The organism is Pseudoduganella namucuonensis (assembly GCF_900116645.1).
Lineage (GTDB): Bacteria > Pseudomonadota > Gammaproteobacteria > Burkholderiales > Burkholderiaceae_D > Rugamonas > Rugamonas namucuonensis.
Map to the genome: position 1 here is coordinate 45590 of NZ_FPBO01000005.1, position 12693 is coordinate 58282.

The 12693-nt window shown below is 68.5% G+C and carries 9 protein-coding genes; 7 read left to right on the top strand and 2 right to left on the bottom strand.

What is annotated here, in order from left to right:
- Positions 1–81: 81 nt before the first annotated feature.
- A complete protein-coding gene (locus BM436_RS07125) occupies positions 82–1131 on the top strand; it encodes a LacI family DNA-binding transcriptional regulator (protein ID WP_093554819.1) in 1050 nt (349 codons plus the stop codon).
- 19 nt (positions 1132–1150) lie between these two features.
- Here BM436_RS07125 and BM436_RS07130 read toward each other — a convergent pair whose 3' ends face one another.
- Both BM436_RS07130 and BM436_RS07135 read right to left on the bottom strand, forming a co-directional pair.
- On the bottom strand, positions 1151–3328 hold the full coding sequence (locus BM436_RS07130) for a LamG-like jellyroll fold domain-containing protein (RefSeq protein ID WP_093554820.1): 2178 nt from the start codon (positions 3326–3328) through the stop codon (positions 1151–1153).
- A 134-nt stretch (positions 3329–3462) separates the two neighbouring features.
- Entirely contained in the window at positions 3463–4398 is a 936-nt protein-coding gene (locus BM436_RS07135; RefSeq protein ID WP_093554821.1) for a LysR family transcriptional regulator, read from the bottom strand.
- A 178-nt stretch (positions 4399–4576) separates the two neighbouring features.
- Here BM436_RS07135 and BM436_RS07140 point away from each other — a divergent pair, with 178 nt between their 5' ends.
- The 6 genes from BM436_RS07140 to BM436_RS07165 all read left to right on the top strand — a co-directional run bounded on the left by BM436_RS07140 (position 4577) and on the right by BM436_RS07165 (position 12613).
- The gene (locus tag BM436_RS07140) at positions 4577–5362 is read left to right on the top strand and encodes a putative hydro-lyase (protein WP_093554822.1); all 786 of its coding nucleotides are present in this window, start codon (positions 4577–4579) and stop codon (positions 5360–5362) included.
- Between the two features lie 34 nt (positions 5363–5396).
- A complete protein-coding gene (locus BM436_RS07145) occupies positions 5397–6671 on the top strand; it encodes an MFS transporter (RefSeq protein WP_093554823.1) in 1275 nt (424 codons plus the stop codon).
- Positions 6672–6700: 29 nt separating this feature from the next.
- Positions 6701–10330: a hydantoinase B/oxoprolinase family protein gene (locus tag BM436_RS07150; protein ID WP_093554824.1), complete on the top strand. Its 3630-nt coding sequence runs from the start codon at positions 6701–6703 to the stop codon at positions 10328–10330.
- A 92-nt stretch (positions 10331–10422) separates the two neighbouring features.
- Complete coding sequence (locus BM436_RS07155) at positions 10423–11490, top strand: porin (RefSeq protein WP_093554825.1); 1068 nt, start codon at positions 10423–10425, stop codon at positions 11488–11490.
- Positions 11491–11501: 11 nt separating this feature from the next.
- Positions 11502–11969 carry a cache domain-containing protein gene (locus BM436_RS07160; RefSeq protein ID WP_093554826.1) on the top strand — a complete coding sequence of 156 codons (468 nt, stop codon included), beginning with the start codon at positions 11502–11504 and terminating at the stop codon, positions 11967–11969.
- A 74-nt stretch (positions 11970–12043) separates the two neighbouring features.
- Positions 12044–12613, top strand: a complete 570-nt coding sequence (locus BM436_RS07165; protein WP_093554827.1) for a hypothetical protein — start codon at positions 12044–12046, stop codon at positions 12611–12613.
- Positions 12614–12693 lie beyond the last annotated feature (80 nt).

Here is a 12693-nt window from a genome sequence, read left to right on the forward strand (position 1 = left end):
CGAGGCCAGCCCAGCGCTGGCCTTGTTTATCGGGAAGGCCGGGGGGGCCATCGCGATAACTTTCAGTATGCAAAAGGGACGATGGAACAAAAGCAAAGCGAAGGCGCCGTCAGCGGCGCCACCATCTACGATGTCGCGCGGGTCGCCGGCGTGTCGGCGATGACCGTGTCGCGGGTCGTCAACGGTAGCGCGCAAGTGACCGCCGTGACCCGCGACAAGGTGATGGCGGCGGTGGAATCCTTGAATTACCAGGTCAACTTCGCGGCCCGCGCCGCGCGCGTGGGCACCCTGCGCGTCGGCCTGCTGTACAGCAATCCCAGTGAATCCTTCCTGAGCGCCCTGCTGGTCGGCGCGATGGACCAGTGCGGCCAGATGGGCGCACAGCTGATCCTGGAACGCTGCACCGACCTGCGCAGCCAGCGCGCCGCCATCGGCAAGCTGATCGCCAGCGGCGCGGACGGCATCCTGGTGCCGCCGCCGCTGTGCGACACCAAGTCCGCCCTGAAGCAGCTGGATGAGATCGGCATGCCGACGGTGGCCGTCGCCACCGGCCGGCCCTCGCCCGGCGTGTCGGCCGTGCGCATCGACGACTACGAGGGCGCGCTCACCATGACGCGCCACCTGCTGTCCCTGGGCCACAAGGACATCGGCTTCATCAAGGGCGATCCCAAGCACACGCCGGCGCAGATGCGCTACCAGGCCTTCCTCGACGGCATGGCCGAGGCCGGCCTCGAGGTGCCGCCCGAACGCGTGGCGGACGGCCTGTTCACCTACCGTTCCGGCCTGGCCGCCGCGCGCCAGCTGCTGGGGCAGGCCAAACGGCCCACCGCCATCTTCGCCAGCAACGACGACATGGCCGCCGCCGTGGTGGCCGTCGCCCACGGCATGCATCTGCAGCTGCCCGAGGAATTGACGATCTGCGGCTTCGACGACACGCCCGTCGCCACCACCGTGTGGCCCGAACTGACCACCATCCACCAGCCCATCGGCGACATGGCGCGCGCGGCGGTCGACCTGCTGGTCGACCAGATCCGCCGCCGCCGCGTGGGCGAGCCCCCGGTGGTGCAGCACAAGCTGCTGCCCTACACCCTGGTCAAGCGCGAATCGGCCACCGCCACCCGCCGCAAATAGCGGCGGGGTCGCGCGGCGGCTAGCTGTTGACCAGCGCCGTCACCTCGGCGGCGGTGAGGGCGCCGCGATAGATGCGGAAGTCGTCGATCTTGCCGTTGAAGTAGGGATCGGCCGCGTACTGCGAACGGCCGATCCAGTTCTGGTTGGTGGATCCCAGGCGGAACGGCGCGTGGAACATGGCCGTGTTGCTGCCGGCCACCGCGCCGTTCACGTACAGGGTGCCGGTGGCGCCGGACAGGGTGACCGCCACGTGCACCCACTGGCCCGTGGGCAGCGCGGCGGTGCCGGTGATGCCCTGTTCGCCGACGCCGTAGTCGGTGGTGATGCCGAAGCGTATCACGCCGCCGTTGGTGCGCGGGGTCAGCATCATGTAATGCCCGGTGCCCGAGCCGAAGTCGAACACCCGCGCCCAGTTGCGCGAGGCGTCCCAGTAGACCCAGGCGGCGATGGTGAAATCGGCCAGGTCCGCGACCGCATCCTGCGGCAGGGCCACATAATCGTTGACGCCGTCCAGCTGCAGCGCGTTGCCGCTGCGCCCGGCCACCCACGCGCCGCCGTTGACCAGCGTGCCCGCGTGGCCGTTGCCGGTGGCGTCGGCGGCGGTCGTGCCGGACGTCTCGTTCATCATCAGCCGGGTGTGCAGGCCGGTGCCGGCCATGGCCATCTTCGCGGCCGAGGGGGCGCTGTCGCCGGTCGGGGTCTGGGCCGTCACCACGTAGTAATAGGCGCCCGGCGCCATGCCGCTGTCGGTGTAGGTGAGCAGGTTCGTGATGCCGCTGGCGATGGTGGTGTAGGGGCCGCCGGCCGCCGTGGCGCGCTTGACGGTGTAGCCGGTGGCGTTCGCGCAGCCCCACCAGGACAGCACCATCTGGCCGCCGCTCCACCATGCCGTCAGTCCGCTGGGCGCGACGCCGCCCGCATACGGGTCGCGGCTGAAGGTGAGCGTGCCGAAGCCCAGCTGGTCGCCATTGCCGCCGTCGCCCTCGGGGGCCACCTGGGCCACCTGCAGCGCGCAGTACGGCGCGGCCAAGCCCTTGCGGTTGGCATAGTGGTTCAGCACCATCGCCCATACGGGGCGCACGCTGACGCGGCCGGCCGACGACAGGCCGGGCTGGGTCACGTTGACGTTCTTGTAGGTCGCGAAGGGCAGGGTGTAGTACGCGCCGTTGGCATCGGTCAGATTCGTTTTCGCCACATACTCGGCGCCGGCCAGGAAGCGGTTGTTGTCGAGACTATATACGTCGTCGCCCTGGTTCCAGGCCATTTCGCAGAACGAGGCGGCCAGGCCCACCCCCAGCGTGCAGTGGCCCTGGTCGCGGCCGCTCTCCTGCCATTGCCCCAGGTTGCCCGGATGGACGTAGTAGACGGCCTGCTGGCTGGTGCCGTTGCCCGCGCCCGTCTTGTAGTAGTTCATCGCCTCGTCGTAGAGGTCCTCGCGGTCGCACAGCACGCCGATGGCCAGTATGGCGGCGATGGTGCACTGGTCCCAGTTGGCCCAGTAGTTGGTGATGTCGGCGTCGTTGTGCGTGACCAGGAACTGGTGGCACAGCGGATAGAAGACATTGAGCATCAGCGACTGGAAACGGGCCAGGTCGGCCGCCGCCCAGCCGCTGTAGGTGCGCATGATCTCGGCGGCGTTGGCCCACTGGTAGCCATAGATGCCGGCGGCCAGGAAGCGGTCGGCGTTGCCGGTCAGGGTGGTCATGGTGGACGACCACTGGTTCAGGAACACCACCGCCTGGTCGGCGTAGGCGGTGTCGCCGGAGACCTTCCAGCGCAGCGCCATCTGGTAGGTGCGGGCGATGTCGATATACATCTGCGGCGTGTTGTTCAGGGTGGCGCTGCGGGTCACCGTCACCAGCGGCCGCGGCGGGGTGCCCAGCTGGGAGCGGCCATTGCTGGTCAGCGCGTTCCAGCCCTGGGTCCAGGGCTGGGCCCCGGCCGCGACCTTGGCGCGCATGCGGGTGAAATCGGCCTCGGTGTGCAGCAGGCCGGGGTGGACGAAGGTGCGCGCGGTGGTGGCGCCCTGCCGGCGCGGGGCGCCGCCGGCCTTGGCCGCGCCGGCCGCGTCCAGGGCGGCTGGTCCGGCGTCGCCGCCGCAACCGGCCAGGCCCAGCGGGCCAAGGGCGGCGAGCCCCAGGCCGGTGGCGCAAATGGATCTGCGTTTCAGGGAAAACTTCTGATCGTTGTTCGGCATGGTGCTCCTCGAGAAGGGCGGCCCAGGGACGCCGCGGGATTGCCGCGTCAAGCCGGGCCCGGTACGGCGAGGACGATTATGCCACCGATGTTATCGATCACAACATTGAAATAATCATCAAGTTGATTATTTCGTCAGCACAGGGACTTGATGTAATGCGGCCCGACCTGGGCGCAATAGCCGGCGCACGCCAGCCTGGCAGCGGTGGCGGCGGCGTGCACCATCATCGCCGCGTTTGCGTGGAAGCACATGGACACGAGGATGGGCGGCGGCTCCGGGTGCACCGGCAGTTCGATGAACTCGCCCGTGTCCAGGAAGCCGCTGACGAACAGGCTGGGGATGGCCGCCACGCCGTAGCCGTCCTTTACCAGCTGCACGATGGCCGCCACCGACGGCGAGCAGGTGATGCGGGTCTGCTCCAGCGGCACGGCGGCCAGGTTGGCCATCTTGCTGACGATCTCCTCGATCATGCGGTGCGGCGCCGTGCCGCGCCCGAAGGTGAGGATGGGGCGCTGCAGCAGGCGCTGGTTCAGTCCCTCCTTGCGCGTGTCGATCAGCCCCTTGCGGGCGATCCAGTGCAGCGGATACACCGCCAGCGCCTCGGACACGATGTCGCTGCTGTCCACCCCCTCCACCTGGATCACCAGGTCCAGTTCACGCGCCCGCAGGCGCTTTTCCAGCACATTGCTCATGTCCACCGCGAGGTCGATCTCCAGCTCGGGGTGGTCCGCGTTGAGTTCGCGGATGTACTGCGCCAGCCAGCTGTGCACCACGGACTCGATCACGCCCAGCCGCAGCCGGCCCCGTATCGCGTTGTCCTTGCGGGCCGCGCTTTGCAGGCGGCGCGTGGCGTCCACCACAGCCTTGGCGTGGCCCAGCAGGTATTCGGCGTGCGCCGTCAGGCGGAAATCCTTGGCGCCGCGGTCGATCAGCTCCGTCTGCAGTTCCTCCTCCAGCGTCTTGATGCGCAGCGAAATGGCGGCCGGCGTGGCGTGCAGCGCGTGCGCGGTGGCGCGGAAGCTGCGCAATTGGGCGAGCGTGACGAAGGTTTCGAGGAAGCGTGTGTTCATGGCGCGGCGCGGGTGGGTTCGGACAAGAATACCTTAACCCCGGGCCCGGGCATAGCGGGCCGTGGTAAGAAAAACTATACAGCAACGGCAAAAATTACTAGGTAGCTAACTGCCAGCGACGCGCATATTCTTGCTCCATCCTTTGCAGCATCGACGATCCAACCACAGCGAGTTTCAGATGACCACACCGACGACCCCACTCGAATTCCGGCACGCGGTGCGCGCCGGCCAGTTCCGCCTGCCGACCGCCGGCCACTGCGGCGACCACGCCCAGGCCAACCTGGTGATCCTGCCGCGTGCCCACGCCGACGACTTCCTGCTGTTCTGCCAGCGCAATCCGCGCGCCTGCCCGCTGCTGGCGGTCGGCGAGGCGGGGCAGTGGAACGTGGCCGCGCTGGGCGCCGACATGGACCTGCGCGGCGACGTTCCCGGCTACTACGTCTACCGCGACGGCGAGCTGGCCGGGCAGCCGCACACCCTGCACGAACTGTGGCGCGACGACCTGGTGGCCTTCGCCATCGGCTGCTCCTTCTCGTTCGAGCAGATGCTGATGGAGGCGGGCATCCCGCTGCGCCACGTGGCGCAGCGCCGCAACGTGGCCATGTACCGCACCAATATCGCCAACGCGGCAGCCGGCCCGTTCGGCGGCGACATGGTCGTGTCCATGCGGCCGATGAAGGCGCGCGACGCGATCCGCGCCATCCAGATCACCAGCCGCTTCCCGGCCGTGCACGGCGCCCCCGTGCACCTGGGCGACCCGGGCCTGATCGGCATCGCCGACCTGGCGCGGCCCGACTACGGCGACGCGGTCGACATCGCGCCCGACGAACTGCCCGTGTTCTGGGCCTGCGGCGTCACCCCGCAGGAGGCGATCCGCGCGGCCCGGCTGCCGCTGGTGATCACTCACCGGCCGGGCTACATGCTGATCACCGACATACGCAACGCCACGCTAGCCGCATTCTGAACCACCACAACCATACCTAAAAAGGGGAGAAAACATGAACACAAGAGCGATACCCGCGGCCCGGGAAGAGGGATACTTTTCCTGGTTCCACGCGCTGACCGGCAAGGAGCGGCGCACCTTCTGGAGCTGCAAGGTCGGCTACGCGCTGGACGCGATGGACACCCAGTTCCTCAGCTTCGTGATCCCGACCTTGATCGCCACCTGGGGCCTGACCAAGGGCGACGCGGGCCTGATCGGCACCGTGACGCTGCTCACTTCCGCCGCCGGGGGCTGGATCGCCGGCATCCTGTCGGACCGCATCGGCCGCGTCAAGACGCTGCAGATCACCATCCTGTGGTTCGCCTTCTTCACCGTGCTGTGCGGCTTCGCGCAGGACTTCAACCAGCTGCTGTGGGCGCGCGGCCTGATGGGCTTCGGCATGGGCGGCGAATGGACCGCCGGCGCCATCCTGATCGGCGAGGTGATACGCGCCAAGGACCGCGGCAAGGCCGTCGGCATGGTGCAGGCCGGCTGGGCGCTGGGCTGGGGCGCGTCCGCGCTGCTGTACGCGCTGATGTTCTCGCTGCTGCCGCCGGAATGGGCGTGGCGCTCGCTGTTCCTGCTGGGCATACTGCCGGCGCTGTTCGTGATCTTCATCCGCCGCTTCGTCGAGGAGCCGGAGGTGTTCGTGGCGCAGCAGAAAAAAATCGAGGAGAGCGAGGAGCGCGCCTCCTTCGCCGAGATCTTCTCGCCGGCCATGCTCAGCACCACGCTGCGCGCCGTGCTGCTCACCACCGGCGCCCAGGGCGGCTACTACGCCATCACCACCTGGCTGCCGACCTTCCTCAAGACCGAGCGCCACCTGACGGTGTTGGGCACCGGCGGCTACCTGGCCATGGTGATCGTGGGCTCCTACGTGGGCTACATCGTCAGCGCCTTCCTGACCGACCTGCTGGGCCGCAAGAAGAACTTCATCCTGTTCGCCGTCGGTTCGCTGTGCATCGCCCTGGCCTACACCCGCATGCCGGTGACGGACAACGTGATGCTGTTCCTGGGCTTCCCGCTGGGCTTCTTCGTGTCCGGCGTGTTCAGCGGCATGGGCGCCTTCCTCACCGAACTGTTCCCGACCCGCATCCGCGGTTCCGGCCAGGGCTTCAGCTACAACATGGGCCGCGCGGTCGGCTCGCTGTTCCCGCTGATGATAGGCCTGAGCAGCCAGCACATGGCGCTGGGCGAGGCGATCGGCGTGTTCGCCGGCTGCGCCTACGGCGTGATGATCCTGGCCGCGCTGACGCTGCCCGAGACCGCCGGCAAGAAGCTCGAATCCTGAACCAACAAAGCAAGCAAAGAGACATCACCATGAAAAACGACATCCCTTCCGACCAAGCGCGCTGGCAGTTCTGGGTCGACCGCGGCGGCACCTTCACCGACATCGTCGCCCGCCGCCCGGACGGCAAGCTGGTCACGCACAAGCTGCTGTCCGAGTTCCCGGAGCGCTACGACGACGCGGTCACCCAGGGCATGCGCGACATGCTGGGCCTGAAAGCCGGCGAGGCGCTGCCGGTGGACCGGATCGAGGTGATCAAGATGGGCACCACGGTCGCCACCAACGCGCTGCTCGAGCGCAAGGGCGCGCGCACCGCGCTGGCCATCACGCGCGGCTTCGCCGACCAGCTGCGCATCGGCTACCAGGACCGGCCGGACATCTTCGCCATGCGCATCGCGCTGCCGGACCTGATCTACGAGGAGGTGATCGAGGTGGACGAGCGCATCGGCGCCCGCGGCGAGGTGCTGGAGGCGCCCGACGAGGACGCGCTGCGCCACCAGTTCCGCCAGCTGCGCGCCAAGGGCATAGCCTCCATCGCCATCGTGCTGATGCACGCCTACCGCTATCCGCAACACGAGCAGCGCCTGCGGGAACTGGCCGGGGAGGCCGGTTTCGCGCAGATCTCGGTCAGCCACCAGGTCAGCCCGCTGATGAAGATCGTCGGCCGCGGCGACACCACGGTGGTGGACGCCTACCTGTCGCCGGTGCTGCGCGACTACGTGTCGCGGGTCTCCAGCGAGACCGGCGACGTGCGGCTGATGTTCATGCAGTCCAACGGCGGCCTGACGGACGCCAGCCGCTTCCAGGGCAAGGACGCCATCCTGTCCGGCCCCGCCGGCGGCATCGTCGGCGCGGTCAAGAGCTGCGAGGCCATCGGCCTGCGCCAGGTGATCGGCTTCGACATGGGCGGCACCTCGACCGACGTGGCCCACTACGACGGCGCCTACGAGCGCGTGTTCGAGACCGTGGTGGCCGGCGTGCGGGTGCGGGCGCCGATGATGCACATCCACACCGTGGCGGCGGGCGGCGGCTCCATCTGCGGCTTCGAGAACGGCCGCTTCAAGGTCGGCCCCGAATCGGCCGGCGCCAATCCGGGCCCGGCCAGCTACCGCAAGGGCGGCCCGCTGACGGTCACCGACTGCAACGTGATGCTGGGCCGCATACAGCCCGCGCACTTCCCCCACGTGTTCGGCCCCAACGGCGACCAGCCGCTGGACCGGGACGTGGTGGAGCGGCGCTTCGCGGATCTGGCCGCGCGCATCGAGCGCGAGACCGGCACCCGCATGAGCCCATCGGCGGTGGCGGACGGCTTCCTGGCGGTGGCGGTGGACAATATGGCGCAGGCCATCAAGTCCATCTCGGTGGAGCGCGGCTACGACGTGAGCCGCTACGCCATGTGTTGCTTCGGCGGCGCCGGCGGGCAGCACGCCTGCCGCGTGGCCGACGTGCTGGGCATGACCAAGATCGTCATCCACCCCTTCGCCGGCGTGCTGTCCGCCTTCGGCATGGGCCTGGCCGACATCCGCGCCATGCGCGAGGGCGCGGTCGAGCAGGTGTTGTCCGACGCGGCGCTGGCCGCGCTGGCGCCGACGCTGGCCGCGCTGGCCGAGCGCGCCAGCGGCGAGCTGCTGGCGCAGCGGGTGGCGCGCGGGGACATCACGGTGGAGCTGTGCGCCCGCCTCAAATACCAGGACAGCGACTCGGCCTTCGTGATCCCGCTGGGTAGCCACGCCGACATGGCGGAAGCCTTCGCCCGGCAATACCGCAGCCGTTTCGGCTTCGTGATGGACGGACAGCCGCTGGTGATCGAGTCCGTGTCCGCCGAGGCGATAGGCGCGGGCGACGGCGCCGGCTTCGCCATCGAGGTGCCGGACGGCGCGGGCGCGCACGGCCAGGGCCAGGTGTCCAGCTACGTGGACGGCCAGACCGTGCCGATCGCGCTGCACGTGCGCGCCGCGCTGCCGGTGGGCAGCCGCGTGCCCGGCCCGGCGCTGATCCGCGAGGAGATCGCCACCACCGTGGTGGACGCCGGCTGGACCGCGACCGTGCTGCCGGACCACACGCTGCTGCTGGAGCGCACCTCGGCGGCGGGCGCCATGCACAAGATGACGACGGCCGTGCATCCCATCCACCTGGAGATCTTCAACAACCTGTTCATGGCCATCGCCAAGCAGATGGGCACCACCTTGGAGAACACCGCCTACTCGGTCAACATGAAGGAGCGGCTGGACTTCTCGTGCGCCGTCTTCGACCGCCACGGCAACCTGATCGCCAACGCGCCGCACATCCCGGTGCACCTGGGATCGATGAGCGACAGCGTGCAGTGCGTGATCCGCCAGCACGCCGCCACCATGGCGCCGGGCGACGCCTATGTGCTGAACGTGCCCTACAACGGCGGCACCCACCTGCCGGACATCACGGTGGTGAGCCCGGTGTTTGGCGGCGGTGGCGAAACCCCGCTGTTCTATGTCGCCGCGCGCGGCCACCACGGCGACGTGGGCGGCATCTCGCCCGGCTCCATGCCGCCCAACAGCACCAGCATCCTGGAAGAGGGCGTCCTGCTGGACAACGTGAAGATCGTCGACAAGGGCGTGTTCCTGGAGCCGCTGGTGCGCGGCCTGTTCGGCGCCGGCCCTTGGCCGAGCCGCAATATCGACCAGAACATCGCCGACCTGATCGCGCAGCTGGGCGCCTGCGAAACCGGCGCCAACGAACTGTTGAAGGCCGCCGGCCTGTATGGCGAGGACGTGGTGCTGGCCTATATGCAACACGTTCAGGACAACGCCGAGGCGGCGGTGCGCAAGGCCATCACCGGCCTGCGCGACGCCAGCTTCGAGTACGAGATGGACGACGGCGCCATGCTGCGCGTGCGCCTGACGGTGGACCGCGAGCGCCGCAGCGCCACCGTGGACTTCACCGGCACCAGCGAGCAGCGGTCCACCAACTTCAACGCGCCGCTGTCGGTGTGCAAGGCGGCCGTGCTGTACGTGTTCCGCACGCTGCTCGACAGCGACATCCCGATGAACGAGGGCGTGCTGAAGCCGCTCAATCTCATCATCCCCGAGGGCTCCATGCTCAATCCGCGCTATCCGGCGGCGGTGGTGGCGGGCAACGTGGAGGTGTCGCAGTACGTGACGGACGCGCTGTACGGCGCGCTGGGCGTGATGTCGGCGTCGCAGGGCACGATGAACAACTTCACCTTCGGGAACGAGGAGCACCAGTACTACGAGACCATCGCCGGCGGTTCCGGCGCGGGTCCGGGCTTCGACGGCACGGCCGCCGTGCAGACCCACATGACCAACTCGCGCATGACCGATCCGGAAGTGCTGGAGTGGCGCTTCCCGGTGCTGGTGGAAACGCACGCGATCCGGCGCGGCAGCGGCGGGGAGGGGCTGCACCGGGGCGGCGACGGCGCCGTGCGCAGGATCCGCTTCCTGGAGCGGATGACGGCCAACATCCTGGCCGGCCACCGGCGCGTGCCGCCGTTCGGGCTGGAGGGGGCGGGGCCGGGCGCGGTCGGGCGCAACTGGGTAGAGCGCGCCGATGGCAGCTTCGAGCACTTCGGCGCCACGCACACGGCGGAGATGCGGGCGGGCGACGTGTTCGCCATCGAAACCCCCGGCGGCGGCGGCTTCGGCATGCCCTTGAAACCAGCGGCGTAACCCTGGGGTCGGACCCGGCGGGTCCGACCCCGGCATTTGCCGCTGGTTCAGCATGCGAACCAGCGGCTCAACAATCACAGAGACCAGAAAAAATGAAAAAAACAATGCTTGCGCTCATCCTGGGCGCATCGGCAGGGATGGCCGCGGCCCAATCGGCCGTCACCGTGTACGGCGTGGTGGACGTGGCGCTGGTGCGCGAGATCGGCGCGGCCGCCGGCTCCAGCACCAAACTGACCAGCGGCGTGGCCTCCGGCTCGCGCCTCGGCTTCAAAGGTACCGAAGACCTGGGCAACGGCCTGTCCGCCGTCTTCCTGCTGGAGAACGGCTTCCAGGCCGACACCGGCGCCATGGGCCAGGGCGGCCTGCTGTTCGGCCGCCAGGCCTACGTGGGCCTGCAAAGCCGCGCCGGCGCGCTCACGCTGGGCCGCCAGTACACGCCCCAATACCTGGCCATCGCCGGCGCCGACCCGTTCGGCTCCGGCATGGCGGGCGACACCAAGAACCTGATGGCGGCCACCGGCAACAGCGCCAGCCGCATGGACAACTCCATCAAGTACGCCTCGCCGGCGCTGAACGGCGTGAGCGCGGAACTTGTGTACGGCGCCGGCGAGGTGTCCGGCGACAGTTCGGCCGGGCGCCAGTTCGGCGGCGCGCTGGCCTACGCCGCCGGCCCGCTGAACGTGAAGCTGGCCCACCACAACCGCGACAACGACAGCGCCACCGTGAAGAACACCAGCAGCGCCAGGAACACCGCGCTGGCCGCGACCTACGGCTTCAGCGCCGCCAAGGCCCACCTGGTCTACAGCGTGGACAAGGGCCTGAACAGCGCGCCGCTGCGCAACGCCGCCAATCCCTTCGGCCACGCGCGGGCGCCGGTGGCGTCCACCGACAGCCAGGCCTTGCTGCTGGGCGTGACCGTGCCGATGGGCGCGCACGTGTGGATGGCGTCCTGGATCAGGAAGGACGACCGCACGGCCCTGAACCAGGACGCGGAACAGATGGCGTTGGGCTACCGCAACATCCTGTCCAAGCGCACGGACCTGTACGCGGCCTACGCGCGCATACTGAACAGGAACGGCGCCGGCTACACGGTCGGCGGCGCGATCGAGGGCGGCACCGGCGACGGCGCCGTCAACCTGGGCTTGCGGCACTCATTCTAAGGAGACTCACGATGAACAAGGTATTCAAGTACTTCACCGCCGTGCTGGCCATGCTGGCATTCAGCCTCGGCGCCGCCGCGGCCGAAAAAGGCACGGCCGACGAAGCCGTCGCCATGGTCAAGAAGGCGGGCGAGTTCCTGAAGAAGAACGGCAAGGAAAAGGCGTTCGCCGAGTTCAACACGCCCAAGGGCCAGTTCATCGACAGGGACTTGTACATCTTCGCCTTCATGGCCAACGGCGACGGCGTCGAGGTGGCGAACGGCGCCAACGTCAAACTGGTGGGCAAGAACGTCCTGGAAATGAAGGACGCCGACGGCAAGTTCCTGATCAAGGACATACTGGCGGTCGGCATGGGCAAGGAGGGCAAGGGCTGGGTCGACTACAAATGGCCCAACCCCAGCACCGGCAAGCTGGACGCCAAACGCACCTATGTCGAGCGCTTCGATGACGTCATCATAGGCTGCGGCGTCTACAAGTGATCCGTTCCCGCAATACCCGTCACCGCCGCGGGAGCACGCGGTGACGGTCAACCCATCTCCCACCACATTCACCCATGCCCACCCCAACTGAATCCATCGTCGCGTATATCAAGGCCAAGGACGGCAATCGTCCACATTTGCTGGATGCGGCGCTCACCGAGGACGCCACGCTCCAGATGATCGTCCGAACGGACGCGATTTCATTTCCGGCGTCGTCCGCCGGACGGGAAGCGATCGCCGAGACGCTCGTGCGCCGCTTCAACCAGACATACGAGAACGTCTACACCCTGTGCATGGGCCGGCCGCCGGCGGATGATGCCGAAGCCTTTACCTGCGGCTGGCTGGTCGCCATGTCAGAGAAACAGGGCGGCGCGGTGCGGATTGGCCGCGGGCGGTACGACTGGTCGTTCACGCGCGCGGAGGGCAAGGTCCGCGCGCTCGCCATCACGATCGAAGCCATGGAGATTCTGCCGTCGGAAGCCTTGGAACCGGTGATGAGCTGGGTCTCGGCCTTGCCATATCCGTGGTGCGATCAACAGGCGGCCATGGCGGCGGCGCCAGACCTCGCCCCCGTCCGCGATGTTCTGCATCGCCGTATCGCGAACGAGATTGCCGCGCCAGAAAACCTGGGATTCGCACTTTAAGGCCAGATGGGGGAGCCGAGCGCGGCGAATGCGCGCGACGGTCGCCCCCCGGCCGGGCTGACCGCCAATGCGCAAGCGGC